Genomic DNA, 24,316 nt, shown 5'->3' with positions numbered 1-24,316 from the left:
GCGTTCCCTCCCTGTGGATCAGGCCTGGCTTACTGGTCTCCCTCATCGCAATGTGATTGAATAAGACAATTATGTCCCATTATATCCGGGTTCAGCCGCGGTTGCAACCCGGGCTCACGCCTCCTCCGCTCAGGAGCGCGGCTTGAGGCGGCCGTGCGCGAGCGAGCTGGCCGCGAGCGGCGCCGGCAGCCCGTCGAGGCTGGCATCGTTTTTGGCTTACAGCCGTTTTCGTGATGTTCCTTCTATAAAGATGGAAAAATTGGGCACAGCCGGTGAAACAAGCGGCGGCGGGAGCGCGTCAAAGACATGAACTACGAGCATATCCATCGCCATGGCGGCATACATAGGAACTAGTTGTCCAGCTTGCTGGAATTTAAAAAGGCGGATCGCCGCCGGAAGAAAGAGCGTGCGGAGAATGAATGGAATGCTGGTAGTTTCGGGATTGACCTTCCTGCTGGTCGCGGCAGGCTCTCCGCTGCTGATCCGGATGCTGCAGAGCCTGAAGCTGACGCAGCCGATCCGGGCTGAGCTGCCCCCGGATCATCAGGCCAAGCGCGGGACTCCGCTGATGGCAGGTCTCGTCCTCCTCGTCGGCATCGTCATGTCCATGCAATTCAATGCGACGCCGCTGATGCTCTTCCTCTGCTCGGCCTTCCTGCTGTTCAGCTCCATCGGCTTCATGGACGATTACCGCAAGGCGGCTTGCCAGGATCCTGGAGGCATTTCCGGCCGCGCCAAGCTCGTGCTGCAATTCGCTTTCGCCGGAATGCTGCTCTATGTCCTGTTCCGTTATTTTTCTCTGACAAGCGAGATCGCGCTGTTCCAAGGCTTCGCTCTGCATTTGCCCGCTGCCGCATATGTCGCCGTCATGCTGCTCTTCATCGTTGGATCGGCCAATGCGATCAACTTCACGGACGGACTGGACGGCCTGCTGATCAATGCTGCGATCCCGACGTTTTTTTTCTTCTTTGCCATTTCAGAACGGCTGGAAGTCCAGGCTTTCTCCCTCATCATGATCGCCTGCCTGCTCGGGCTGCTTCTCTATAACATCCACCCGGCCAGAGCGTTCATGGGGGATACGGGATCGCTCGCGATCGGCGGCTCTCTATCGTTTCTGGCCGTTCTCGAAAAAGTCGAGATCCTGATTCCGATCCTGTTCTCGGTCTACCTGGCCGAGCAGCTCTCCGTCATCCTGCAAGTATGGCATTACAAGCGCACCAAGCTCCGCCTGTTCCGCATGACCCCGATCCACTACCACTTCAGCCTGAAATACGGCTGGAGCGAGAACCGGATCGTCATCTTGTTCGGCTTGATCTCCTGGCTGTCGGCTCTGGTCAGCTTGCTGCTGTGGAAATTCGTCCTGTAGCTGCCTCTGGATTAATCAAAAAAAGCGAGCCGGATGGAATCCGAGGCCACTGAAAATGTGTCGCCGCAGACGGAAATCATTCTTCCGATCGCTGTTGTCCCCAGATTTCTCTGATTTCTGCCGCTTTTAGCGGTTGAAATCCGGGGACAAAGGCGACCACATCCGTTTCTCCAGAACGATTTCGCGCCTTACGCTACTTTTTCAGTGGCCTCATGGAATCCGGCTCGCTTTTTTTCTAAGTCTAGTCCTCATGCACAGCCGCAAGCGGCGATGCCCGATTCCGGCTCTTACCCTTTCGCGCCCCGGCGGGCAAATGCGGCAATGACCGCTACCGCGCCGAGAACGAGAGCGGCGATCGACAAGTAGAGCGGCAAGCTGCTCTCCTTCTCCGCCGGAGCTGCCGCATGATCGGCGTCAGCCGGTGCCGGAGAAGCGGCAGGCTCTGTGCCGGCAGCGGCGCCATGTCCATGGCCGTCGCCTTCGCCGGTTCCCGCAGCTACCGTCGTGACGGAAGCGGGATATTCGGCGTCGGCCGCTCCGACCCACTCCACGACGCTGCTGTCGCTGTACGTCTGGTAGGCTTTCCAGCTCAGCTCCTTGGCGTCGGCGGCAACTTTTCCGGAAACCTTGAATTCGTTGAATTCCTGCTGCGTGAGGCCTTTTCCTTCATCCGCCGTCCAGGTGATGGACTCGATCTTGCCGTCCGCCGTCGTCTCGAGCGTCGTCTTCCAGCCCGGAAGCGGCTGCGTGCGGGATACTTCCACCCCGTCCGGAACGCGGACCTTGACCGCCGACGTCGTGACATCCGCCTTCTCGCTCGGTACTCGGACCGTGAACACCTCGTAGGAGCCCTGTGTCGTCGCCTTCGGCCATACGGTCACATGCGCGCTCGCGATGCTGCTCATCAGGAGCATCATCAGAATCGCGGCTCCCGCCGCAGGGAACATCTTTTTCATGCCTTTTGCTTTCATCATGCACCCGTCCATTCCTTATGGTCTGAATAACTCTGCTTCAAAGTATAGTCCTGCTCCCAATAAAGGACATGACTCCAAAGAGCTACCAGAAGCAAAAGGATGTGAACATCCGTCGAACGTTCAGCCCCGGTCCATCATTCCCTGCTCGAAGGCGTATCGGGTAAGCTGGACCCGGTTGTCCAGATGCAGCTTCTGCAAAATATTTTTGAGATGGTTCTTCACCGTATGCTCCGAAATGCCGAGCACAGCCCCGATTTCTTTGTTGGACTCGCCATGCGCTACCCGCTCCAGAATTCCTTTTTCCCGCTCGGTGAGCGGAGTGAGGGACGAGGAAGCCGCCCGCTTGGCCGGCTTGGCCCGATAGGCGGACGGAGCCGCCGCTCCGCCGCCGGCAGGCAGGAATTCATGCAGAATGCGGGTCGCAAGCTCTCTGCTCATGGGCGCCTGATCCAGCGACACCGCCCGCAAATAATCCAGCCAAGCCGATGGAGAGAGGTTTTTGAGCAAGTAGCCTTGAGCCCCTCGCTTGATCGCCTCGAACAGATCGGCAATATCATCCGATACGGTCACCATGACGATCTTGATTCCGGGCTGCGCCGCCTTGATCCGCGAGGTGGCTTCCAGTCCTCCGAGATCCGGCATCCGGATATCCATCAGGATCAGATCGGGTTCAAGCTCCCCGGCGAGCCGCACCGCTTCTTCGCCCCCGGATGCTTCTCCTGCGATCTGAAAGTAGTCATCCTCCGAAAGGATGATCCGCATGCCTTCGCGGCCATGCGGATGGTCGTCGACAAGCAGCACCCTGCAGCGATCCGCTGCTGCGCCTTGAATCTCTTCCGCGCTTTGAGGCTCTTCCATATGCGCACTTCCTTTCCGATTCCGGCCATCGGCCTGGAATCCGCTCAGTCATCAGCTTCCTTTGCCGCAGACGGCATCCTCGCCACCTCTACGGCCGTCCCCCCGCCCCCTTGCGAATCCGCCGGACTGGAGAAGCGGAAGGTCCAGCCCGCGCCGGCAGCCCGGTCCTTCATCATGCGCACGCCATACCGGTCCTTGGCTTCGGCGGCGCCTGGAGCGGCTCCGCCCCCGTCGTCCACGATGCGGCAGCGGAATCCGCCCGCCCCATCGGTGCGCCCGCTCACTTCCACAAGCGAAGCCGAGGCGTGCTTGCGCACGTTCATCAGCGCCTCGCGGATGATCGCCAGCAGCTCCACCTTTTCCCGACTCGTCAGCTGGGCTTCGGGGATGCGCCAGTCGATCGCGACGCGGGTGCCGGATGCTTCCAGCTCCGAAGCCGCATCCTTCAGCGACTTCAGCCACGGAATCTCCTCGGGCTCGGGCGCGCTGCGCAGATTGGCGATCGATTCCCTCACGTCGTCATAGACATGCCGCACCGTGCGGCGGATCTCGTCGGTCGCCTCCTTCACATCCCCTGCGCCAGCCGACCGTTCAAGCCGGTCCAGCTTGACCGACAGCAGGAACAGCGACTGGGAGATGCCGTCATGAAGCTCGCGCGCCAGCTGATCCCGCTCCTGAAAGGCGGCTTTGACCGCCTGCTCCCGCCTCAGCTGCTCCTGGACATTTTCCAGCATCTCGAAGAGCCGGTACAGCAGAGTGACCGTGACGAGAAAAACAAGCACCGGACTGATCAGATTGCCGGTATCCATGGACAAATAAGGAAGCAGGAACGTATGCCTGGAGTATTCCCATGCGGCCGTGACCACAGTCGGCGTCCATAGGATCAGGCGCTTGATCGCAACAGCCTTCATCCGTCTTCCCGCCCTCCGTCAATAATTGCGGAAGCTGGTCCGCTCGACATGCTCGTCGTCGTTGGAATCCAGCACCCTGACCTCGACCGTCCATTTCCCGGCAAACGGAAGATAAGGGCCTTTTACCTTGTAAGCGAACTTCGTATATCCGTCAAACGTGCTGATCTCGTCATCCTTGAACGGCTCCACCGGCACCTCGATCGGGCCCATGTCGGGCTTGTCCTCGGAGATCAGCCGCAGCTTCACCGACTTGGGCGCTCCGAGCTTGTTGAACATCCACACCCTCGTCGTGAATTCATTGTCTCCCGGCACGTTCGGGGCGATGCGGATCGACACATGGAGGGCGCTGCCCATCTGATGCCATGCCACCGGCTCGTTGGCCGGCAGCGGGCTCAAATAAGTGAAGGCGCCGACGACGATCAGGATCAGGCTCATGAGGATGCCGTCGGCTTTGAGCATGGCTCCGGACGGAAAGCCGGAACGCTTCATCCGGCGCCGGATGAAGGCTCCCGTGACGGCGACGAGCACGACGAGGCCGGTCTTGACGAGCAGCATGACTCCCCATGGAGTAATGAACAGATAAGAGAGATCCGTCAGCCACAACAGCGTCATGGCGATGCCGGAAAGAGTCAGCACCGCGATGCTGATCCATGCCGCCCGGGTGAAGCTGGCGGCAAAGCGTCCGGCTTCCTTGCGGTCTCCCGCCCACAGCGACAGCAGCAGCATGAGGCCGCCTGCCCACAATGCGGCTCCAATCAGATGGATATAGTCGAGCGCCAGATTGACCGCCATCGGCTCCAGCGCGGCCGCATGCCCGCTCCACGCCTCCTGGGCGAGCAGCAGCAGCGCCCATAGAGCCCGCGTCTTCGCCAGGCGGGCGGGCACCATCAGTCCTGCAGCCGCCAGGACGAGCAGCGACAGCCATGTGATGCCGACCGATGTCCGGGTGAACAGCTTGATCCATTCGGATCCGGCCTGCCCTTCCATCAGCTGCGTCGATTCCATGAACACATAGAGCAGCGCAGCCAGCATCAGCCCTTGACCCGGCAGTCTCTCCAGCCGGGAGCGCAGCGGCTCGGCCAGCCCCGCAAGAGGCCGGTACAGGAAGAACCAGATCGCCGCTCCCGCCGCGAACATCAAGGCGGCGTAATAGAGGAACCTCACCGCATAGAGCAGCAAGGCAGCGGTCGTGAGCGCCCCTTCCGCTTCATGCCCGGCATGGCCGAGCTGCGCGTGCAGATCGAAGGCGGAGGCGTCCTTGGCCGCGGGAGGATTGCCCACTACGAACACGTAAGAGCCTCCCACCGGATGGCCGTCCTCGGATATGATCCGGTAAGAAACGGTGTAGACGCCTTCGTCCAGCTTGGGCAGCGCGAGCGTCAGCGCCCGATGGTCGCTGCTGAGGACGGCTTTCCCGGATGTGACGCTGGCCGACTTGCCGTCCAGCACCTGGAGCGCTCCTACCGCTTCCTCGATCCTCTCGTTGAAGACGAGCCTCACTTCGGACGGAGCCGCTTCCACGCGGGTGCCGGCGGCCGGAGACGCCTCCTGCAGCGAGGCGTGCGCCGAGGCGAGGCCGGGCAGCAGGCTGAGCCAGATCGCCGCGGCTGCCGCCAGCGCCATCAGGCAGCGGAAGCTCATATAGATCGGCTGCGGGCGCCGCCGCGACGGCCGAAGATAAGAATTTACTTGCATGATGCCTGAACACGTCCTTTCCGTATGTCAGCCTTAGTTTACAAGAAGGAGGCCGGACTGACCAAGCGGAAGTGTGAACGTTGTCCAACACTCGCTGACAGATGCGCGCTGGAACGGCTGAAGAGACGGTCACGCGGCAGAGACGGTCACACAGCAGAGACGGTCACACAGCAGAGACGGTCACACGGCAGAGACGGTCACGCAGCAGAGACGGTCACACAGCAGAGACGGTCACGCGGCAGAGACGGTCACACAGCAGAGACGGTCACACAGCAGAGACGGTCACGCGGCAGAGACGGTCACGCGGCAGAGACGGTCACACAGCAGAGACGGTCACGCGGCAGAGACTAGGATTCGCTTGAGATCGGCATAGGGAAGCAGCCGGCCTGCGTGAGGCCACTGAAAAAGTAGCGTAAGGCGCGAAATCGTTCTGGAGAAACGGATGTGGTCGCCTTTGTCCCCGGATTTCAACCGTTAAAAGCGGCAGAAATCTGAGAAATCTGGGGACAACAGCGATCGGAAGAATGATTTCTGTCTGCAGCGACAAATTTTCAGCGGCCTCCCAGCTTGAGGGGGCATTTCGATTGCTCGCCGTCTTAGTCTATGGATTCAGCCCGCCATCAAGCAGGACGAACGAAGGCTCGCAGCGAATGCGTAAAGAAACGGATGGAAGGAAGGTGCTCGTGCATGAACATAGTGGCCCAATCAAAGGAAATCGTCGTCTCCTATTCCCAGGTATGCGTCTATCCGGCAGGGACCAAGGAACCGTTCCCGGAGTGGACGGATGAAGAAGTCGGGCAAGGCTTTGCCTGGAAAAACAGGAGCATCTCAAGCTTCGAAGCGATGGATGATTCGCGCTGCAACGTGGCGGTCGCGGTCGAGGAAGGCGAACCGGAAGCTGCCGCGGGCTCCGTGCGGTCCATATTGGTTCCATTCGAAGTTCCCGCAGACGGCAAGCTGAGCATTGCCAGCATTCTGTCGAGCACGGTCGAGGCAGACGTTCCGCCCGGCAGCTGCGGGCTCGTCTTCAATGCTGTACCGGGCGCCGATGGCGATGCCGAGGAGCAGCCATGGACCTATATCTTCGCCTTGTATCCCGGATATGAAGGCAAGGCGGCGCTCCTGGTCCAGGATGAGGCGCTCGAACCCCCTTCCCCGCTCCTGTTGGCCGGTATGAAAAACGGACTGTCGAAGGCCGCCATGCATAACGCTCCTCCGGACTGACCACGCTACTATTGGAGGTGGATATATCCATGCAGCAGCCGTTCGAGCCTTACCGGTTCGCCGATCTGAGCGGATCCGATGAAGCCGTGCAGCAGATCCGGGAACTGGAGCGTCGGCTTACCGAGCAGCGAGGCGTTCCCGTCACGCTCATCGCCTTTCAGCCGGAAACGGCTGAGGAAGACCGATAAAACACGACACTAGCGAAAACGTGACAAAGCCAAAAGGCCGCTTTCCCCGTCAATCCGGTGAAGGCGGCCATTTGCTGCTTCCGATCGCCGGGCAGCCTCGGCTGGTCGGCCATACATAGACCCAACCTTGCCTGGAAGGAGCATCGAGATCGGCCGTCCAGATCCGCTCGTAGTCGTTGCTTTCTTCCGGTCCGCAGTACTCTTCCAGCCTGTCCGTTTCGGCAAGGCCGCCGATGCCGATCCGCAGCCACCAGCCGGATACGGCGTCGCTTTCCGCGATCGGGCCGCTGGCCGAAGCTGCTGGGAAGACGGATTTGCTGGCAGTCCGGCTGGCCTTGTCCATGACTAGAGCCGGGTATTGCCCTGCGGCCGCGTCCACCAAGCAGCCTCTTATTCGGCCCCTCACCGCTTCCCGTACCCATGCCTCGATAACGTCATAATTGGACGTCCCCGGCTGCAGAGTTCCGTAGACGAACAGCCATGCCTCATCCTTCATCGAGTTTTCCCGTCCCTCCGCTATCAAGCCCGTCTCCTGCGAGCTCGCCGATATCCGGAGCCGCAACGCGTACGCCGGCTTCCTCCAGCCCCCGGCGCAGCAGCATCGCTGCTTCGGCGGCTCCAGGACGGTCCCCGTGCAGGCATATCGTGGCAGCGGATAGAGAGAGGACCGGTCCTTCCAGCGTTCCGGCTTCGCCGCGGGAAGCGATTCGCAGAGCCTGCGCGAGCACTGCATCCGGATCGTGCAGCACCGCTCCAGGCAGCGACCGCTCGGCCAGCTTGCCGGATGCGGTATAGGCACGGTCGGCAAAAGCTTCCGCGATCGCCGGCAAACCATGCCTGGCTGCCGCTTCGAGCAGCAAGCTTCCCGCCTGCGCGAAAACGGCCAAGCCGCAGCGGAGGTCCGCAGCCGCCCGGGCGACAGCTTCGGCGGCCGCTTCGCTTCGATTGCACATATGGTACAGCGCCCCGTGAGGCTTCATATGGCGCAGCCGTCCCCCGCTTGCGCGGACGAAAGCCTCCAGCGCCCCAAGCTGGTACAACACCCCGTCATAGATTTCATCCGGGCTCAGCGCCATTTCCCGGCGACCGAAGCCGAGCCGGTCCGGCAGGCCCGGATGCGCCCCGATGGCGACGCCGGCTCTCAGGCAGCCAATGACGGAAGCCCGCATCGTGGCGGGATCTCCCGCATGCCATCCGCAGGCGATGTTGGCGCTCGTAATGCTGCGCATCAGGGCTTCATCCTGCCCGAACGACCATGCTCCGTAACCTTCGCCCAGATCGGCGTTGAGATCGATGCTTGCCATGCCCCAAAACCTCCTGAACGAATATATTTTACCGATTGCCGCTCAATCTCCATAAGCCGCGTATTCGGCCATGTCAGTTGCCGGCATGATGAATCCCGCGGAGAAGCGAGTTGTCAGATAGGATCTAGAATCCGGATTTCGTCGCCGTGGCACACCCGCCCCGGACGTTCGACGGAGCAGAGAATTCCCCTCCGTCCGGCCGCAGCCTTGACGAAGCTTTGAGGCAGCCGTTCCCTTGGCGCGACATGGTTCTGGACTTCCTTGCCTGCCTGCATGCAGGGATGATTCTCCCCTTCGCATACAAGCCCGGCGCCGCTTGGAAACAGAAGGCGCGTGCCTGGAAGAAGCTTCGTAAGTTCCGGCAATCCGGCAAGCATCAGGTTGGCGCCGATCCATTCCGGCTCCAGCGCCTCCACGGCCATATCGGCGCGCACAGCTTCCATCTCCTCAGCCGACAATAGGCTGATCTGGCGGCGGTTCAATATCTCGGTGCCCCTTGGGTACATCGGCTGGCGGGCATCCGCCTTGGCCGTCAGGCCAAAGTGGCGGTCGCCGCGGATGCCTCCGAATTCCAGCTCGGCTTCGGCGAGAGGGCGGGAGACGAAGGAATTCGGCGCATCTGCGGTATATAAGCCGACAACCCGGGCTGTACGGCTGTTTTTCCTGGAAGAGGACATGATCGGTTCGAGCCTTCTTTCGCTTGTAGTTATCGGGAAATGGTTTTGAGCCGGAGAGCATGGTCCAGCATAGCCAAATCCAGCTCCTGGCCGAGATCCAGCAGCTGCGCCTCCTCGAGCCCGATCTCGGAGAAGGATACGCTGTCGCCGGGACGGAGCTGCGCCAGCAAGGGCAGGTCCGCCGCGGCGACGTGCAGGATGACCGGGTAACCGCCGGTCGTGCCGCACCCGGCGCCGAGGATGACCGGCGCGCCTCCAGGCGGCAGCTGCACCGCGCCGGGCGTGACGCCATGCGAGCGGATCTCCGCATGGCGGATCAGCTCGACCGGATGGGCGTCCGGCTGCAAGCGGACGCCCATCCGGTCGCTCGCGGGAGCTGCGTGGAAGCGCTCCCGCCACAGCCGCGTACGGGCAGCCTCCGTGAGCTGCCCGTACGCGGAGCCCGGCACCGCGCGCAGCACGGTGCCGGAGGCGGCAGCCGCGCCCGGCAGCGGGCGCGCGAACCATGGCGCCGCGGCGAGCGGAGCTCCGCCGGCGGAGCCTGCGGCGGCGGCGCGGCGCGCCAGCTCAGCCGCCCAGGCGGCCGCTTGCGGCGGCATCGCCCCGCAAGCAAGGGCGTCGCCGGCGGCAAGCCGGCGGCCGATGCCGGCGCGAGCATCGGCGCTCCGGCTGCCGAGCACCTGCGGCTCGGCGATGCCTCCGGCGACGGCGAGATAGGCGCGGCAGCCGCGGGACGCCCGGCCGATCTCCAGGAGCCGGCCGGGCATCACATAGACGGTTCGCCACGGCGGCAGCGGAACGCCGTCCACGCTGGCCTCCATCCCGGCGCCGGCAAGAGCGCAGAGCAGGCCGTCCTTGCCTGCCCGGAGCGCAGGTCCCGACATCGTCATCTCGAGCGCCGCGGCATCCCTTCGGTTGCCGGCCAGCAGATTGGCGACCTGCAGCGACCAGCAATCCATCGCGCCTCCAGCCGGCACTCCCTGAGAGCGCCAGCCCGGCCTTCCCCGATCCTGCACTTCGAGCAGCATGCCCGCCTTGACGATTTCAAGCTCCGTTCGCACAGCCCCCACCTCCTGCAATTGTTCGACAGCCCAAGCAGCCTGACCCCGGAAACTCCGCCGGCTGTTCAGTTCGTCAGCCTCCGGGCTCGCCGGTCCAGGCGGCTGCAGCTGCGTCAGCGGACAGTTATCCGCTCGCCTGCACTCTGCCCGCCTTGGATGGCAATAGATTCCACCTTCCCAGTGTAGCTCAGCCCCTCCGGATAAGCTATCCAAGGCGGCGGCCGATCGCCTGTGCGGCTGCCCGCAGCTCCATCCCGGCGCCGCTCCGGAACCTGCGCCACCCTCCGCAGCAATCTTGCCTCTCAATCGGAGGCTTGCAGTCCCGTCCCCACGCTCGCCATGATCCTGTCTGTCTCCATCAGCCGAGCCATCTTGCGGTCCGTCCCCGTATCCGGAGCCGGCGTATAAATGCTGCAGCGAAGATCCTGCTCGCCTTGAACGCGCAAGCTCGTCAGCTGGAACTGCATGCGTCCCGCCTTGGCATGCCGGAATTCCAGGATGACCTCTGGCGCGGTGCTGACCCGGCTCTCCTCCCACAGCTCCCCGAACCGGGGATGCTTGGCCTCCATCTCGCGAATGAAGCCCTCATACCAGTCGTCATCCGCATACTGCCCGTAATAGGAGCGGAAGATAGCCAAGTATCCGCGCACGAACTCATCCCAGTTGACGGCCAGCCGCTGCAGCTCCGGACGGCTGAACAGCAGTTGAATCATGTTCCTCTCGTCGGGCGGGATAATGCCGAAGTCGAGAAATACTTTGGAGGCGGCTTCGTTCCAGCCGACGATCCGGCATCTCCGGTCCGAAAAGACAGCCGGGCAGCTGACGAGCTGGTCCGCGATCAGCCGCAGCGCGGGCGACAGCTCCTGCGGGCGGGATTCGGGGGCGAGCTCTTCGCCCTCCGCTGCTCCCTCCATCGCCAGCGCGGCCAGATACCGCCGCTCGTCGGCATTCAGGCGCAGCGCCTTGGCGACCGCATCCAGCACCGAAGCCGAGACGCGGATATCCCGTCCTTGCTCAAGCCAGGTGTACCAGGTCGCGCTGACGTCCGCCAGCTGCGCCACCTCTTCCCTTCTCAATCCAGGCGTGCGCCTGCGGCCGCCTGCCGGAAGTCCTGCCGCCTCGGGCGAGACCGCCATCCGCCGCGATTTCAAAAAAGCCGATAATGCCTCCAGCCTTGCTTTCCGGTTCATAGCCGATCTCCTTTCGCCCTCCATGTGCCTTATCCGGGTAGTGTTTATTCTAGTATAAACCACAACTTGTACTAGGATAACTGCTATGCCAAACTGCATGTAAAGCAGAGCCGAGGAGGAATTTCACATGAAGCCAGCTACATCCGAAAACCGTGAACATGGGGTCGCGGAATCGCCATCCCGACCTGCGGAGCATCAGCGCGGAACGGCGCCGGGCGGCCGCCGTGTCGTCATTACCGGCATGGGAGCGGTAAGCCCGCTCGGCTGCAGCGTGCCGGCGCTCTGGGAAGGCTTGTCTGCCGGACGCTCCGGCATTCGGCGAATCGAAGCTTTCCTGCCGGATACCGGCCGCGATGCCATTGCCGGAATCATCCCGGAGTGGGACGGCGAAGCCCGCTTCGGCCGCAAGGAAGCCCGGAAAATGGACCGGTTCGTCCAGTTCGCCTTGGCCGCAGCCGAAGAAGCGGTCCGCCAGGCAGGCCTATCGGCGGAGCAACTGTCATCGGAGCGGGCAGGAGTGTACGTCGGCTCGGGCATCGGAGGCATCGGCACGCTGATCGAGCAGGCCCGCATCCTGGGGGAGAGAGGTCCCGGCCGCGTCAGCCCGACGCTCGTTCCGATGATGATCGCCAATATGGCGGCGGCCATGATCAGCATCCGCTACGGGACGCTCGGCCCGTCGCTCGCTCCCGTAACCGCCTGCTCGATCGGCAATACGGCGATCGGCGAAGCCTTCCGCCTGATCCGCTATGGCGGAGCGGACATCGTGCTTGCCGGCGGCGCCGAAGCAGCGCTGACGCCCGTCGCGCTCGCCAGCTTCGGCAACGCGACTGCTCTTGCCTCTCCTGAAGGCGATCCGGCCGCGGCCAGCCGTCCCTTCGATGCGCTCCGCACCGGCTTCGTCATGGCCGAAGGAGCCGGCATCGTCGTCATGGAGCCGCTGGAGCATGCCTTGGCGCGCGGAGCGGAGCCGCTGGCCGAGGTGATCGGATACGGCGCCACCTCCGATGCCTACCATATCGTGGCTACGGAGCCCGCCGGCCGCGGAGCCGCCTCCGCCATGAGGCTCGCGATGGCCGAAGCCGGCCTGGCCCCTGCGGACGTCGGCGTCATCAGCGCCCATGCCACCGGCACCGGCGTCGGCGATCTCTCCGAGACCGCAGCCATCAGGAGCGTCTTCGGAGACGACGCTTACCGGATTCCCGTTACGGCCAACAAATCCATGACCGGGCATATGCTCGGAGCGGCAGGCGGCGTGGAAGCCATCGCCCTGGTCCAGATGCTGCGCCAAGGCGTCATCACCCCCACCGCGAACCGGACCCACCCCGATCCCGAATGCGATCTCGACTATGTGCCTCTTCATGCCCGCAAGGCGGAGCTTCATGCCGGCCTGTCCAATTCCTTCGGCTTCGGCGGACATAATGCGGTCATTGCCCTGTCGAGATACAAGGAGTAGCCGCTTGTCCGGTATCGGCTAGCCGGGACGCGTTCGGAACAGTCGTTTTCCTCTGAATACAGACTGCCGACCGCTCCTGTGAGGTTTACACCGGCTCTATAATACCTAAATACGGAGGCTCATAACGAGGCGGCCGAACGGCTTTCGCCAGCAGCTTATTCCGGTACGAACCGCACGCGGTCGCCCGCTTGCAGAAGCGAAGGTCTTTCCCTTCCAAAATCCGCGAGCTCGGCTTCTGTGCGTCCGATCAGCTGCCAGCCGCCGGGGGATGCCGACGGGTACACGCCCGTCTGCCCGCCGCCGATGCCGACCGACCCTGCCGGCACCAGCGAGCGGGGCGAGCTTCTGCGCGGCTGGGCCAGCTCCGGCGGCAGCCCGTCCAAATAAGCGAAGCCCGGCAGGAAGCCGATCATGACGACCCGGTAAAGAGGAGCGGAGTGAAGACGGACGAATTCCTCCGCCCCGAGGCCGCTGCGGGACGCCGCTTCCTCCAGATCGGGACCGGCTGCGCCGCCGTAGCGGACCGGAATCCGGACGACGGCGGCCTCCTCCTGAATTCCTCTTGAGGGCTGCGCCTCCAATCGTTTCCTCATCCTCTCGCCGGCAAGCTCATGAGGGAGAAGCAAGCCCGTGCCTGGATACTCCGGGCCGGTCTTCATGCTTTTCATGAGCAGAACGGGATCGTACACGGCAAGCAGAGTATCGTAGGCAGGAACGGCGTCGAGCAGCCAGCTCCATCCCGCCTCCTCCAGCCAGCGGGCGGCGACAGCCAGGCGATCCTGCAGCGGCGCTCCATCGAGATCTGACTGATCGAGGCTGATCATCATCGCGCGGTCGCCCGCCGGCTCGACCTTATAGGCGCAAGGAACCGGACTTCGCTTGCCGATTCGGTTCCTCTTCTGTTTTTCGTCCATTTCCTATCCTCCCCGCAGCTTCAGTTCATCCTACCGCCTCTTCCCATTTCCTTTCGAGACGTCGGCTGCAGCTGATTGAACAGGTCTTGGTCCGGAGCACAGCCGGGCTATGACCGGAAACGACCATTTCGCCCCCGGCACCTCCAGCACCTCGCAGATCAGGTTCGGATCCTCCTCGCGAGCCTCCTTTGCACCCGGGGTTCCGCTGGAAGGGAATCATCCGCTCCCGCTGCGCATGCAGATGGCCGTTTTGGCGGACCGCTCCGTTCTGGACCTGCTCCTTTATTCCCTGCTCGTCAAAGTCAGCTCCTCTGTCTTCTATTCTTATATTAATCCTTGCCTTGGCCAAATCCTTCATCTGGGAACGGCCGGCATCGGCTCAACCATGCTCGGCAGGAGCGGGAGCCGAAGGCTGGGTGCTGTCGAATGCAGGAACGCCGGACGGCGGAATGTTATAATGGATGACAAAGAAACTTTTTGGCCCGGACAGTCGTCATTTGCGCAGGAGGATCAACACTATGCTTTCCGTCCATACGCTTGGAAAACAATATAAAGACCGGTGGGCTCTTCGGCCCTTGTCCCTTGAGCTCGGCAAAGGCATGCACGGCCTGCTCGGACCGAATGGCGCCGGCAAGTCGACGCTCATGCGCCTGCTTGCGGGACTGCTGCCGCCGACGACCGGCGACGCGATGCTCGGAGGAAGCTCCGTGCGCGATTTCAAGGTCAACGGAAACAGGATCGGCTATTTGCCGCAGACGGTGCGCATGCTCCCGCAGTTCTCCGCCCGCAAGTGGCTTGCCCATGCAGCCTCTCTTCAGGGAGGCAGCCGCGCCGAGAGGATGCGGCGGGTGGAAGAGGTGCTGGAGCAGGTCAACCTCCGTCAGGAAGCAGACGAGCCGGCGCGCTCCTATTCGTACGGAATGATCAAGCGGCTGGGCGTCGCCCAGGCGCTGCTCGGCTCCAAGGATCTGCTGATCGTGGACGAACCGACGGCAGGGCTCGATCCCGAGGAGCGGATCCGGCTGAGACGGGTGCTGGCCGATGCGGCCGCGACCCGGGTCGTGCTGCTCTCCACCCATGTCCTCGGCGACATCGGAGCAAGCTGCCGCGAGGTCATTGTGCTCGGCGAGGGCAAGCTCCTGCATCATGGAAGCACGGAAGGGCTGGCCGGATTCGCGGAGGACCGGACCTGGTCCTGGGAAGCTTCCGAGACGGAATGGCGCCGGATGCCGCTCGAAGGCTTGTTGTCCGCGAGACGCACCGAGGAAGGCATCCGCTGCCGGGCGCTATGCGACCGCCCTCCGTCTCCGTTCGCGGAGCGGGTGGCGCCGACGCTGGAGGAAGGCTATCTTGCGCTTGTCAGCCGCAGCAAGGAGGACCCGGACGCCTCATGGCTGTGATCCTCAGGCAAGCCGCATTGGAACTGAAGTCTCTGCTGCTGCTGCGCTGGACGCTGCTGCTTCCGTTCGGAGCCGGCATGTGGATGCTCCTGCATACGTATTCGCCCAATCCGTTGTCGTCGCAGGACGTCAATCTGTACGCCTCCTCCACGCATGCGATGCTGCTGACGCTGACCACCGCGATTCCGCTGCTGCTCGGCGTCCTGCTCGTCCGCAGAGACCTGCTGCATCCTTCCGGCGAGTGGCTGTTCCGGCTTCCGCTCAGCGCATGGGGCTGGATATGCGCCAAATGGATCGGCGGCTTCCTCTACATGTCTCTCTATATCGCCGCCATCAACGCGGCATACGCCGCTTCCGGACTCCGCCACGACTTGCCGCTCGGGTCCATGGCATCGGAGATGGGAAGGTTCGCCCTGCTGTATGTGCAGTCCTACGGAATTTCGCTTGCCCTCGGGCTGTTTCTCGGTTCCCTGCTGCCGCTGCGGTTCTCGCTTCCCGCCGCGTTCTGCGCATGGGTATTCGGCTCGCTGTTCCTTCAAGCCTATGTCGTGAAGGTATATCAGTGGGTATGGCTGAAGGCGTTCTACCTGCAGCCGCTGCTGGATTCCGATCTGGCCGGGCATGAGGTCTGGTCATCCGTGCTGGCAGGACCCGAGCTTCGCCGCCTGGCCCCGTTCATGGGGTTCTCCGCCCTGGTCCTACTGACGGCGGCAAGCGCCATGCTCGGCAGAGCCAAGCCGCCCCTTCGCCCAAAAAAGCCATGGCTCGTCTCCATCGCCATGCTGCTTGCGGCCGGAGCCGCCTTCATTCCCTATGCCTCGCTTGTATCCGATCGGACGGTGCATATGAAATCGCTGGCAGCCGCCGCTCCCGCTCTCGGCCAGGTGAAGGATCAGAACGCATACCGCTTCCGGCTCGACAGCATGAAGCTTCATGTCGTTCGCCGGGCAGGAGGGAGCGTGGAAGCCGATGCGGAGCTATCCGTCCCGACGCCCCAAGGCCGACTCGCGGCGGTGGACGGCCGGAGCAAGCTTCAATACAAGCATCCGGGCGAAATGACCCTGCTGCTGTATCCTTCGATGACTGTGCGGTCGGTCCGGATCAACGGCAATCCCGTCTCATGGGAACGCACCGGGGATCAGCTCCGAATTCGCGAAAGCCTGCTTGACCCGGCTCTGCCCGTCCAAAGCGTGGAAGTCGGCTACGAAGGGGATTGGAACGAATGGCTGATCGGCAGCAGCGGCAGCGAAAGCTTCCTCGCCTTCTCCCGGGGAGACGGGCTCTACCTGCCGGCAAGCATCGGATGGTATCCGCTTCCCGGCGGCGACAGCCTGCTTGCGAAGGATGCCGACGGCGCCCTGATGGATCGGCCGGGCTCCTCGCTCGTCAAGCCGATCGCCTACGAGCTGACCATGGAAGGCTTCCGGAGCTCCCTGTTCGCGACGATTCCGCCAGCCGGCGGCAGCGACAGCGGCAGCAAGCTTCAGTTCCAAGGAAGCGCCCGGGACGGCATCACCGTCATCGGAGGCCGCTTCTCCGTCGTGCAGGATCCGGAAGCCGAGCTGTCCATCATAACGACTCCCGGCAATATCCGGGAAGCGGAGAAGTTTCTAGATCGTTTCCGCCAGAGGCGGGAAGGCTTGTCCGAGACAGCCGGCAGCTTGACGCCGCTGCGCCAAGTCTTTTTCTTCCCGATGGATCTCATCGGCTCCCCCGCCGAATCCGCCATCAAGACACGCTCGTGGTATGCGGAGAACGACACCTTCTTCATCCCCGAGACGGAGCATCGCAATCTCGACAGCTATGCGGAGGACGCGATGAGCTCCCTGCTCCTCTTCGGCGATACCGGCCGCGGAGCGGAGCCCGTGCGCGACAGGCGCGGCAACGTCCCGCAGGAAAAGGAATCCATGGCGCTTGAGATCCGGACCGCTTATGCTTATCTGTACAACCGGGAACGAGGCTCGGCTCCCGCCTACCGCCTGGAAGCGGCCGGCACGCCATACTGGGAAGCCATCCGCAAGCTGATCGACGCCGCGTACGAACGAGGCCATGCCTCGCTGATCCGAGAGACGCTGTCCCGACTCCGCGAGCGCGGACTCGCCTTGCCCGAGCCGGCTCGGACGCCGGCGGGAGAACGTTCCGCGGCTTCGTACACGCCCCAGATTACATTGAAGGAATTCATGCAGGAATGGAACCGGCTCATGCCGGAGGACAGCCTGCCGACCATAATCGATCATGCCGGCGAGGAGGAATGAACCGTGACGGACGAAGAGCTGGTCCAGGGAATGATGGACGGAGACCAGGCCTGTTTCGAAGCTTTGGTGCACCGCTACCACGCCCCATTGTCCGGGTTTCTGCAGCGCCAGCTGAAGGATCCCGGGAGGGCGGAGGATGTCGTGCAGGAAACGTTTCTCAAGCTGATCCGGCAGCTCAAGGACCGGAGAAATCCCGAGAACGTGCAAGCATGGCTGTATCGGGTGGCGATGAACCAATGCCGCGACTATTGGAAGAGCTCCGCTTACCAGACCGACCGCAACCGTTTCGGAGAGCCTCCGGAACGCAAGGACGAGCGTCCTTCGGTCGTCGAGCTGGCCGAACGGCAGGAAACGCGCCGCGAAATCAGCCAATCGCTCGAGGAGCTGCCGCAAGTTCAGCGGGAGGTCGTCATGCTGCGCTTCTATCAGGATTTGAAGCTGCAGGATATTGCCGACGTGCTTCAATTGCCGCTTGGATCGGTCAAGACCCATTTGTACAAAGCGCTTCGCAGGCTGAAGACAAGGCTGGCGGGCGACAAGAACGCGCGGGTGCGCGCAGAGGGAGGGAAGCAAGATGGAATTGCCGAATGACAAGGAATGGATGGAGCTGGAGAAGGAAATGCGGGGACCTCTGTCTTCCCTGACGGTCCGTCCCGTGACGGCCCAGGATACGACCCGCCTGCTCGCTGCGCTTCAGCCGGCCTTCGACGGGCTGAAGCCGTCGCTCGGCGGAGGCTCCGCGGCCGATTGGCGGTCGGACGTCTCCTCGGCGCATAAGCGCCCGTCTCTGGCCAAGCTGCTTCGCACGCAGCTGAGCGCCTACTCGAGGGCATACTGGCTGGCGAGCCTCGGCGTATTCCTGATGCTGCTGTATGTGCTCCCGGCAGGCATGGAGGAGGAAGGCTGGTCCGGCCTGGCGGACATCAGCAGCAAGCTGTCGCTGTTCCTGCCGATGATGTTCCTCTCCGGACTGCTGTACAGCTTCCGCAGCTGGAACAAGGAAATGCGCACGGTCGAGAGCATCACTCCCTACCCGCCGGCTCTGCTGCTCATGGCCAGAGTCATGATCGTCGGCGGATTGAATGTTCTCTTCGGAATCGCGGCCTCGCTGTACATGGTTTCCAGAATGGACAGCTTCCCCGTCCTTCCTTTCATGCTGCAATGGATGTCGCTGATCCTGCTTATCGCGGGAGGAGCTTCCTACGTCATGCTCCGCGCAGGCGTGAAGATGGCATTCGTCATGGGATCGGTGTTCTGGATGGCTTGGAATGTGATGGAATATGTCCTGCGCTCCCCCGTCTCCGGCGATGCGGCTCCGGATGTCATCCGCAACGCCATCTACTGGAGCTGCCTTGGAGCGGGAGCGCTCATGACGCTGCTGTCCTACAGACGCAGCCTCGTCATCAAAAGGGTCGTATAGGGAGGCCGTGACTTCGCCATGATCGAACTGAGCGGCATCCGTTGGCAAAGGAGGAGCTTCGTCCTTCAAGTTCCGCGTCTCGTGCTGAAAGAGGGCATTACCGTGCTGTCGGGCTCCAACGGTTCGGGCAAGTCCTCCCTGCTCCAGCTGCTGGCGACGGCCGAATTCCCCGACCGGGGCTCCATCCGCTACGGGACGCTTACTCCGGACAGGGATCTTGCCTCCATCCGGGCTTCGATCGGCTATGTTCCTACCGGCCTGGAGCTGTACGAGGATATGAAAACCGAGCGTCTGCTCAAGTATTTATCCGAGCTCAAGGGAGAAGCCGGAATGACGGAGACGGACAAAGTAATCGCCCAGTTCCAGCTGGAGCCTTACCGGCGCCGCGCCATCAAGACGCTGCCGCAAGGCATCCGCCAGCGGATCGCGCTCGCCCAGTCCGTCATCGGCTCGCCGGATTATCTGTTTCTGGACGAGCCGCTCAATGCGCTGGATTCGCTGGAGAGGCTGCGCTTCATTCGTTTCCTTGCCTTGTATGCCCGAAAGAGAACGGTCGTCGTGTCCACCCATGAGCTGAACGAATGGGAAGCCTGGGCCACCCGCGTGCTGTGGCTCCATGAAGGCAAGCCGGGATTCCTCGGCTCCGCCCGTGAGTGGACCGGAGGGCTTCCGCTCTCGGTCTGGCAAGGCACGGTCGATGCCTCCCGCTATGCCTCGCTGCCTACGGAATCCATGCTTCAGGTACGCCCCGAAGGAACTTGCCGCCGGGTCCGCATCATGTCCGCGGAATCCCCCGGACCGGAGTTCGAGGCCATGGAGCCGACTCTGGAGGATGCGTATTTCATCCGATCGAGGCGCTGACGTAACGGCCGATCAGATCCGCAAGCAGATCGTTGAGCGGCATGATCTGCGGAGTGACGCCCTCCGGCTTCTTGTGGCTGTCGCCGATGCCGCTGTCGTCCGTCAGGAACACATAGGTTCCACCGGTCGCTACGGCAAGCGTGCGCATGAGCATCTCCGTCTCCAGATCTGCCCCGCTGGCTGCGACCGGAATGATGCGGATGCCTTGCTTCGCCGCCTTGGCCGTCATCAGGCGGATTCTCTCCGCCGCCGCTTGTTCCCGATGCGGCGGAGCGTCGAGCACGAGCAGAAGCAGGCGCGCCCTCGCGCTCTTGCTCCAATCATGGCCGGAGACGGCGTTCTCCAGCGCCTCGTCCACAGCCTCCGGGTAGTCCTGGCCGCCGTCCGCTTTCTGGGCCGCGATGATTCCCTGGGCCTCGGCGATATCGGTCGTGAACGGGAACGGCCTTACGACGTATTCATCGTGCCGGTCCCGGTAAAAATTCGGGCTTACCCTGATTTCGAGGGTTTGCCCGTTTTTCTTTTTCACCTGACGGACGACGTTGTTCAGCTCTTCCGACAAATACTTCAGCTCGTCAGCCATCGAGCCGGTCGCATCGACCATGAGCATGAGATCGAGCACCTCGGATGCCTGCTTGCCGCTTCCGTCCAGGCTGATCGCCGCCGTCCCAGCTTTCCAGTCCGAGTCCTTCAGCGGCCGGGACGCGGAATTGCCGCCATCCGGCGCAGCCTCGACCCGGCAGGAAGAAGCTTCCGGCGAGAAGCCGCCATTGGACTGTCCATTGTCTTCCAGTCCGCCTGTGCCTTGCGGAGCGGCCGGTTCATTGCCGAAGCCCTCCTGCCCGATCAAGTCTCCCGAAGAAGCCATCGCCGCGAACAGATACGCTTTGCCCCGATTGTCCGTCCGGGCCGACCAGCTGTCATCCTGTCCGCATTGGAGCAGGACCGGAACATCGACGGCCGGCGAGCCGTCCCGTGTGACGCTGACGACCATCCGATATCGGGTATCGAATCCCCAGAGCCGGATGTATCCGCTCCCTTCTCCGCCGCTGCTCAAGTCCGTCCATCTGCTCCAAGCCGCATGATCGTTCCATTCGCCGGCCGTCAGCATGCCCGGCTGCGGCTGGGGCTTGCTCTTCTCCTTCTGTTCCGGAAGACGGTCGCTCAGCTCCGACTGGGCGACGCTTTTGTCCTTGGAAACTTCAGAATCCTTTAAAGGACCTAGTTCCATGGCTCCCTCATCGGCCGAAGAGCCCATTGCCGGAGAGACCGCATCTCGGCTTTCTGCCGCAGGCGCACGGCTATGGGAGCCGGTGTCTGCGGATATCGAGTCCCGTTCCCCGCCAGCCTCCGCAGAGCATCCGGCCAGCAGGAGCAGGACGGCAAGCCCTGCCGCCATGCTGCCTTTCGCGCTTTTTTCTCTCTTCAGCATTATCGTGAATCCCCCTGACGCCGGAAAAATGGAATCGACATCCATATCCGCTGTTTTCGTCCAGACGGCGCGGGCAGCCAAAAGGTTGCAATGCGGACTATCCGTCCTTACAATCGGAAACAGATCGGATCGCGGATCCACTCTGAAGAAACAAACCTGAATCTGAATCCATCCCTAGGAGAGAACGCGCAATGGAAACTTACCGACTGCTGTCGCTTGAAATTGAACATGGGGAGTGGACACGCCGCCTGAACATGGAGTCGGCTGATTTGATCGTCGTGACCGAAGCAGGATCCCGCCTTTGGTATGTAGATGTGAACGGAATCCGGGACGAGGACTTGCTGGACTATTTCTATACAGCTGCCGATATCCAGATCAGCCTAACGGCATGGACGGGCGATGGCAGGGCACTCCGGGGCACGGCTTATTTCCATGCCAACAAAGCCCACCATGCCGCCGCTCTGCGCGGGGATGGTGAACTCCATGGACTGCAGGATTCTTAGGAGAAAGCGCGCTTTCTTCTAAGCCTGTTTGCATGTCTTCCAAGCCTGCCTGCATGTCTTCTAAGCTGCCTACATGGATAGTAGCAGGATGCATCCATGCTTCAGGAGAAATTCAACAAGGGCTCAGCGTTGTTCCAGCTCGCTGACCTTGTCCTCCAGCTCCCTCACTCTTCGGGTCAGCTTATAGACCGGAGAATACAATATGATCAGTATGAATACCGTATAGATGATTTGCCCGGTCGAATACATATCCTTTCCTCCCATGCAAGCTTATGCCTTACCTGCTCCCGATGCCGGCCAGACGGTCCAGCAAAGCCGACAGCTCCAGCGCTTGAAGCTGCTCCAGCACCTGCGTCTCGGGACTGGCATGGCCGGTCAGCGCCGAAGCCGCCGATAAATCCGTCAACAGGGCTGCATTCCATTCCGCGCCCCTCTTCAGCTTGCGGACAAGCGCTTCATCCGCGATGCCGCCGCTGTCAGCCAGCTTGACTGCCTCCGCCTGCAGCCGCTGCGAGTCCGGATGGCCTCCGGCCAAGCGAAACCAATAGTTCGCGTTGCCATAATCCCCTTCCATCCGGTGCATCATCCCGTGCAGATAGCTTCCTTCGGCTGTATCCAGATTCTGCGCCAGCTCATGGGAACGGTCCAGTCTGCCGTTCCATAGATGCAGGCCGGACACAAGCGCCAGCAGGCTCAGCCGTTCCTCTCCGCCCGATTCGGCGGCCTCCGGTTCGAGCAGATCCGCCTCGGCACGATCGAGCAGGCTTTCCAGCTCGCCGCTGCATCCGGCTCCGTCCGGAGCCAGCGGGAGCCGGCTGCGCTGGCCGCGCAGCTCTTTCCATGTCGACGCCAGCTCTTCCTTCATCTTGCCGATCTCCATGTTCAATCGCTCCTTTTTCGTACTTGAATGGAAGCTGCTTCCCCAACCGCTTCCCATGTGCCGGAAACCCTTGATCCATCGACTAATCCAAGTTGTTCTCGAGGACGAAAAAATGGCCGAACAGGCCTAAGATGCTGATCTCGCCGCCGTCTTCAAGCTTCGTCCGCGCCTGCATATACGCAATATAGTTGCCGATTTGCTCCGAGCTGGACTTTTTGGAGCCCGGCAGGCAAGCCGGATCATACACCAGGCATTTGACTCCGTGCTCCTGGCTCAAATAACGATGGTAATCATCATCCGACGGCACGGTAAAAGCCGCCATCAGCAGCAGGATGATGAGGAAATACCCCAGATGACGAACCTTGATCTTCCGTCCCTCCCAAACTGCTATTCTTCCGATTGCACAATCGATCCGCACGAATCGAATCGTTCCCATCCCGAAGATACGGGACGCCAATCGTATTTCCTTTGCTCTCCTCCCGGATGCTCGACGACAGTCCTCAATCCGCCCGGCACGGGAAGGATGTGATGAAGCTCCGCTCTTGGCGCCAGCATGGCGATCAAAGGAGCGAATACGGGGATCATCGCTTCCTCCAGCCATATTCTCTCCTTGAACCAGCGCGGCGGCTCGATAGGGGGAGGATAGCCGCCGGAAGGCGCGCCCAGCGCGGCAGCCAGCTCTGCAGGTCCGTCCGGGAGCGCCGCTCCCGCTCCTACGGCTGCGACGAAGCGGAGGCAAAGCTCCACTGTCGTCATGATTTCTTCTTCCTGCAGCGAACCGTTGGCATAACGGAACTCAGCTGTCCCGATATCGAACCAGGAGGCGATATTGATGCCGCATCGATGGGACTGCGGTCTGCCATGATGCCTGACGGCAAGGCGGCCAGGGCTCGATCGGAACGCTTCGGCCATCGCTTCCGTGACGGGTGGGCAGTACAGCCTTCGATGCGGACTCGACCCAAGCAGCCCGGCAAGCGCGTCCTGGGATCGAAGCGCCGCTTCAAGAAGAGGCAGCAGGATGCTCTCGCCGTATGCGGCCAGCTCCACATGGACATGGAGTCCGCAGCTCCAGTTCGCGGCGGCGCCTTGAGCGGCCAGCCGATCCAGCATGATGCGGATCTGGCCGCGGTCCTCCCAGCGCAGCGGCGGCGGCTTCAGCTCGCTGCCCGACTTCATGCCCGTCTCGTCGATCTGCTTCTCGTCCAGCGACATGATCCAGCCCGGAAGCAGCTCCAGCTCCTGCGGCCTGCCTCCGACAAATTCGATTTCGACTCCGAAGCGCAAATCCTTCCAATGAATGACCTCGTTCGTTCTCATCCTATGCTCCTCCTTTTTTGACCCTCCGGCAGAAAAGAGAACCAAAAAAGAAGGCGGGCCTCGAGATTAACGAGGGATTTTGTCTCTAGTCATCGATCGTTCCTCCTGACTGGATGAAGAAGCAGTCTTTTTTTATCGAGCTTTCCAGCCCTTTGTGAAGTCGTGATCCCTAAAGGATTCTTTGCGTCCCAATTGAATTCCTCGCGGTTTTCGGTCCCAGCTGCAAAAGTTTATTTTTGCTCCGGATTCCCATGATTCCCGCATACAAGGAGATCAGCAAGCAAAAGAAAACCGAGACAGCAAAAGGAAAACTATGAATATCAACATACGAGGGACGTAATCGAATAGATGTCAGAGCGGTTGGGATGAGTCATCGTCGTGCCGCCATCTTGGCTGACGCCAGCCAGGATTCCTTTTGTGGAAACCCTTC

General features: G+C 62.0%; 25 protein-coding genes. 10 read left to right on the top strand and 15 right to left on the bottom strand.

The window, feature by feature from the left end; genetic code table 11:
- Positions 1 to 415 precede the first annotated feature (415 nt).
- On the top strand, positions 416 to 1,366 hold the full coding sequence (gene mraY / locus AC06G8_RS07065) for a phospho-N-acetylmuramoyl-pentapeptide-transferase (RefSeq protein WP_480284840.1): 951 nt from the start codon (positions 416 to 418) through the stop codon (positions 1,364 to 1,366).
- 287 nt (positions 1,367 to 1,653) lie between these two features.
- On the opposite strand, the gene AC06G8_RS07060 is transcribed toward mraY, so the two are convergent.
- The 4 genes from AC06G8_RS07060 to AC06G8_RS07045 all read right to left on the bottom strand — a co-directional run bounded on the left by AC06G8_RS07060 (position 1,654) and on the right by AC06G8_RS07045 (position 5,804).
- Complete coding sequence (locus AC06G8_RS07060; protein WP_480284839.1) at positions 1,654 to 2,340, bottom strand: YcnI family copper-binding membrane protein; 687 nt, start codon at positions 2,338 to 2,340, stop codon at positions 1,654 to 1,656.
- A 120-nt stretch (positions 2,341 to 2,460) separates the two neighbouring features.
- On the bottom strand, positions 2,461 to 3,198 hold the full coding sequence (locus AC06G8_RS07055) for a response regulator (protein WP_480284838.1): 738 nt from the start codon (positions 3,196 to 3,198) through the stop codon (positions 2,461 to 2,463).
- A gap of 44 nt (positions 3,199 to 3,242) precedes the next feature.
- Positions 3,243 to 4,109: a sensor histidine kinase gene (locus tag AC06G8_RS07050; protein ID WP_480284837.1), complete on the bottom strand. Its 867-nt coding sequence runs from the start codon at positions 4,107 to 4,109 to the stop codon at positions 3,243 to 3,245.
- Between the two features lie 18 nt (positions 4,110 to 4,127).
- On the bottom strand, positions 4,128 to 5,804 hold the full coding sequence (locus AC06G8_RS07045) for a copper resistance CopC/CopD family protein (RefSeq protein ID WP_480284836.1): 1,677 nt from the start codon (positions 5,802 to 5,804) through the stop codon (positions 4,128 to 4,130).
- Positions 5,805 to 6,491: 687 nt separating this feature from the next.
- On the opposite strand from AC06G8_RS07045, the gene comJ reads away from it, so the two are divergent.
- Together comJ and AC06G8_RS07035 are read left to right on the top strand one after the other, a co-directional pair.
- Positions 6,492 to 7,028 carry a competence protein ComJ gene (gene comJ, locus AC06G8_RS07040; RefSeq protein WP_480284835.1) on the top strand — a complete coding sequence of 179 codons (537 nt, stop codon included), beginning with the start codon at positions 6,492 to 6,494 and terminating at the stop codon, positions 7,026 to 7,028.
- A 29-nt stretch (positions 7,029 to 7,057) separates the two neighbouring features.
- Positions 7,058 to 7,216, top strand: coding sequence for a hypothetical protein (locus AC06G8_RS07035; RefSeq protein ID WP_447665014.1), 159 nt, complete (start codon positions 7,058 to 7,060; stop codon positions 7,214 to 7,216).
- Between the two features lie 49 nt (positions 7,217 to 7,265).
- Here the strand turns inward: AC06G8_RS07035 and AC06G8_RS07030 are convergent, their stop codons facing one another.
- The 5 genes from AC06G8_RS07030 to AC06G8_RS07010 all read right to left on the bottom strand — a co-directional run bounded on the left by AC06G8_RS07030 (position 7,266) and on the right by AC06G8_RS07010 (position 11,448).
- The gene (locus AC06G8_RS07030; protein ID WP_480284834.1) at positions 7,266 to 7,712 is read right to left on the bottom strand and encodes a gamma-glutamylcyclotransferase family protein; all 447 of its coding nucleotides are present in this window, start codon (positions 7,710 to 7,712) and stop codon (positions 7,266 to 7,268) included.
- The gene (locus tag AC06G8_RS07025) at positions 7,702 to 8,520 is read right to left on the bottom strand and encodes a LamB/YcsF family protein (RefSeq protein WP_480284833.1); all 819 of its coding nucleotides are present in this window, start codon (positions 8,518 to 8,520) and stop codon (positions 7,702 to 7,704) included. Before AC06G8_RS07025 ends, AC06G8_RS07030 begins: the two co-directional genes overlap by 11 nt.
- 113 nt (positions 8,521 to 8,633) lie before the next feature.
- Positions 8,634 to 9,197: an MOSC domain-containing protein gene (locus AC06G8_RS07020; RefSeq protein WP_480284832.1), complete on the bottom strand. Its 564-nt coding sequence runs from the start codon at positions 9,195 to 9,197 to the stop codon at positions 8,634 to 8,636.
- 29 nt (positions 9,198 to 9,226) lie between these two features.
- Positions 9,227 to 10,258, bottom strand: a complete 1,032-nt coding sequence (locus tag AC06G8_RS07015; protein ID WP_480284831.1) for a 5-oxoprolinase subunit C family protein — start codon at positions 10,256 to 10,258, stop codon at positions 9,227 to 9,229.
- A gap of 302 nt (positions 10,259 to 10,560) precedes the next feature.
- Positions 10,561 to 11,448, bottom strand: a complete 888-nt coding sequence (locus AC06G8_RS07010) for a helix-turn-helix transcriptional regulator (RefSeq protein ID WP_480284830.1) — start codon at positions 11,446 to 11,448, stop codon at positions 10,561 to 10,563.
- Positions 11,449 to 11,575: 127 nt separating this feature from the next.
- On the opposite strand from AC06G8_RS07010, the gene fabF reads away from it, so the two are divergent.
- Positions 11,576 to 12,904 (top strand): beta-ketoacyl-ACP synthase II, encoded by a 1,329-nt coding sequence (fabF, locus tag AC06G8_RS07005; protein ID WP_480284829.1) that lies wholly within the window; start codon positions 11,576 to 11,578, stop codon positions 12,902 to 12,904.
- Positions 12,905 to 13,059: 155 nt separating this feature from the next.
- On the opposite strand, the gene pxpB is transcribed toward fabF, so the two are convergent.
- Complete coding sequence (gene pxpB, locus AC06G8_RS07000) at positions 13,060 to 13,818, bottom strand: 5-oxoprolinase subunit PxpB (protein WP_480284828.1); 759 nt, start codon at positions 13,816 to 13,818, stop codon at positions 13,060 to 13,062.
- A 518-nt stretch (positions 13,819 to 14,336) separates the two neighbouring features.
- Here pxpB and AC06G8_RS06995 point away from each other — a divergent pair.
- Genes AC06G8_RS06995 through AC06G8_RS06975 form a run of 5 tightly spaced genes read left to right on the top strand, consistent with a single transcriptional unit; the run spans position 14,337 to position 19,754 of the window.
- The gene (locus AC06G8_RS06995) at positions 14,337 to 15,218 is read left to right on the top strand and encodes an ATP-binding cassette domain-containing protein (RefSeq protein ID WP_480284827.1); all 882 of its coding nucleotides are present in this window, start codon (positions 14,337 to 14,339) and stop codon (positions 15,216 to 15,218) included.
- Complete coding sequence (locus AC06G8_RS06990) at positions 15,209 to 17,473, top strand: hypothetical protein (protein ID WP_480284826.1); 2,265 nt, start codon at positions 15,209 to 15,211, stop codon at positions 17,471 to 17,473. The genes AC06G8_RS06995 and AC06G8_RS06990 overlap by 10 nt, the downstream gene beginning before the upstream one ends.
- Positions 17,474 to 17,476: 3 nt before the next feature.
- Entirely contained in the window at positions 17,477 to 18,064 is a 588-nt protein-coding gene (locus tag AC06G8_RS06985; RefSeq protein WP_083688442.1) for an RNA polymerase sigma factor, read from the top strand.
- Positions 18,048 to 18,893 carry a hypothetical protein gene (locus AC06G8_RS06980; protein WP_447664939.1) on the top strand — a complete coding sequence of 282 codons (846 nt, stop codon included), beginning with the start codon at positions 18,048 to 18,050 and terminating at the stop codon, positions 18,891 to 18,893. Before AC06G8_RS06985 ends, AC06G8_RS06980 begins: the two co-directional genes overlap by 17 nt.
- A gap of 18 nt (positions 18,894 to 18,911) precedes the next feature.
- Positions 18,912 to 19,754, top strand: coding sequence for an ATP-binding cassette domain-containing protein (locus tag AC06G8_RS06975; RefSeq protein WP_480284825.1), 843 nt, complete (start codon positions 18,912 to 18,914; stop codon positions 19,752 to 19,754).
- Here AC06G8_RS06975 and AC06G8_RS06970 read toward each other — a convergent pair.
- Complete coding sequence (locus AC06G8_RS06970; RefSeq protein WP_480284824.1) at positions 19,735 to 21,186, bottom strand: VWA domain-containing protein; 1,452 nt, start codon at positions 21,184 to 21,186, stop codon at positions 19,735 to 19,737. The genes AC06G8_RS06975 and AC06G8_RS06970 overlap by 20 nt on opposite strands.
- 191 nt (positions 21,187 to 21,377) lie before the next feature.
- Between AC06G8_RS06970 and AC06G8_RS06965 the strand changes: the two genes are divergently transcribed.
- Positions 21,378 to 21,689 carry a hypothetical protein gene (locus tag AC06G8_RS06965; RefSeq protein WP_480284823.1) on the top strand — a complete coding sequence of 104 codons (312 nt, stop codon included), beginning with the start codon at positions 21,378 to 21,380 and terminating at the stop codon, positions 21,687 to 21,689.
- A 123-nt stretch (positions 21,690 to 21,812) separates the two neighbouring features.
- On the opposite strand, the gene AC06G8_RS06960 is transcribed toward AC06G8_RS06965, so the two are convergent.
- The 4 genes from AC06G8_RS06960 to AC06G8_RS06945 form a co-directional block, all read right to left on the bottom strand.
- The gene (locus AC06G8_RS06960; protein WP_480284822.1) at positions 21,813 to 21,938 is read right to left on the bottom strand and encodes a hypothetical protein; all 126 of its coding nucleotides are present in this window, start codon (positions 21,936 to 21,938) and stop codon (positions 21,813 to 21,815) included.
- Between the two features lie 28 nt (positions 21,939 to 21,966).
- Positions 21,967 to 22,569, bottom strand: coding sequence for a hypothetical protein (locus AC06G8_RS06955; RefSeq protein ID WP_480284821.1), 603 nt, complete (start codon positions 22,567 to 22,569; stop codon positions 21,967 to 21,969).
- Between the two features lie 82 nt (positions 22,570 to 22,651).
- Entirely contained in the window at positions 22,652 to 22,987 is a 336-nt protein-coding gene (locus AC06G8_RS06950; RefSeq protein ID WP_480284820.1) for a hypothetical protein, read from the bottom strand.
- Positions 22,957 to 23,886, bottom strand: coding sequence for an amidoligase family protein (locus AC06G8_RS06945; RefSeq protein WP_480284819.1), 930 nt, complete (start codon positions 23,884 to 23,886; stop codon positions 22,957 to 22,959). Before AC06G8_RS06945 ends, AC06G8_RS06950 begins: the two co-directional genes overlap by 31 nt.
- Between the last annotated feature and the right edge of the window lie 430 nt (positions 23,887 to 24,316).

The sequence above is a fragment of the Paenibacillus sp. SJS-P3 genome, assembly GCF_056711585.1.
This window is presented reverse-complemented; position numbering and strand designations above follow the sequence as displayed.

Excerpts from the sequence above, each read along its gene's own strand:
- AC06G8_RS07055 (WP_480284838.1), bottom strand. The coding sequence starts at position 3,198 with ATGGAAGAGCCTCAAAGCGCGGAAGAGATTCAAGGCGCAGCAGCGGAT.
- AC06G8_RS07060 (WP_480284839.1), bottom strand. The coding sequence starts at position 2,340 with ATGATGAAAGCAAAAGGCATGAAAAAGATGTTCCCTGCGGCGGGAGCC.
- AC06G8_RS06970 (WP_480284824.1), bottom strand. The coding sequence starts at position 21,186 with ATGCTGAAGAGAGAAAAAAGCGCGAAAGGCAGCATGGCGGCAGGGCTT.
- AC06G8_RS06975 (WP_480284825.1), top strand. The coding sequence starts at position 18,912 with ATGATCGAACTGAGCGGCATCCGTTGGCAAAGGAGGAGCTTCGTCCTT.
- AC06G8_RS07025 (WP_480284833.1), bottom strand. The coding sequence starts at position 8,520 with ATGGCAAGCATCGATCTCAACGCCGATCTGGGCGAAGGTTACGGAGCA.
- AC06G8_RS06980 (WP_447664939.1), top strand. The coding sequence starts at position 18,048 with ATGGAATTGCCGAATGACAAGGAATGGATGGAGCTGGAGAAGGAAATG.
- fabF (WP_480284829.1), top strand. The coding sequence starts at position 11,576 with ATGAAGCCAGCTACATCCGAAAACCGTGAACATGGGGTCGCGGAATCG.
- comJ (WP_480284835.1), top strand. The coding sequence starts at position 6,492 with ATGAACATAGTGGCCCAATCAAAGGAAATCGTCGTCTCCTATTCCCAG.
- AC06G8_RS07035 (WP_447665014.1), top strand. The coding sequence starts at position 7,058 with ATGCAGCAGCCGTTCGAGCCTTACCGGTTCGCCGATCTGAGCGGATCC.
- AC06G8_RS06955 (WP_480284821.1), bottom strand. The coding sequence starts at position 22,569 with ATGGAGATCGGCAAGATGAAGGAAGAGCTGGCGTCGACATGGAAAGAG.
- AC06G8_RS07020 (WP_480284832.1), bottom strand. The coding sequence starts at position 9,197 with ATGTCCTCTTCCAGGAAAAACAGCCGTACAGCCCGGGTTGTCGGCTTA.
- AC06G8_RS07010 (WP_480284830.1), bottom strand. The coding sequence starts at position 11,448 with ATGAACCGGAAAGCAAGGCTGGAGGCATTATCGGCTTTTTTGAAATCG.
- AC06G8_RS06945 (WP_480284819.1), bottom strand. The coding sequence starts at position 23,886 with ATGAGAACGAACGAGGTCATTCATTGGAAGGATTTGCGCTTCGGAGTC.
- mraY (WP_480284840.1), top strand. The coding sequence starts at position 416 with ATGAATGGAATGCTGGTAGTTTCGGGATTGACCTTCCTGCTGGTCGCG.
- AC06G8_RS07045 (WP_480284836.1), bottom strand. The coding sequence starts at position 5,804 with ATGCAAGTAAATTCTTATCTTCGGCCGTCGCGGCGGCGCCCGCAGCCG.
- AC06G8_RS06960 (WP_480284822.1), bottom strand. The coding sequence starts at position 21,938 with ATGTATTCGACCGGGCAAATCATCTATACGGTATTCATACTGATCATA.
- AC06G8_RS07050 (WP_480284837.1), bottom strand. The coding sequence starts at position 4,109 with ATGAAGGCTGTTGCGATCAAGCGCCTGATCCTATGGACGCCGACTGTG.
- pxpB (WP_480284828.1), bottom strand. The coding sequence starts at position 13,818 with ATGGACGAAAAACAGAAGAGGAACCGAATCGGCAAGCGAAGTCCGGTT.
- AC06G8_RS07030 (WP_480284834.1), bottom strand. The coding sequence starts at position 7,712 with ATGAAGGATGAGGCATGGCTGTTCGTCTACGGAACTCTGCAGCCGGGG.
- AC06G8_RS06990 (WP_480284826.1), top strand. The coding sequence starts at position 15,209 with ATGGCTGTGATCCTCAGGCAAGCCGCATTGGAACTGAAGTCTCTGCTG.
- AC06G8_RS06995 (WP_480284827.1), top strand. The coding sequence starts at position 14,337 with ATGCTTTCCGTCCATACGCTTGGAAAACAATATAAAGACCGGTGGGCT.
- AC06G8_RS06965 (WP_480284823.1), top strand. The coding sequence starts at position 21,378 with ATGGAAACTTACCGACTGCTGTCGCTTGAAATTGAACATGGGGAGTGG.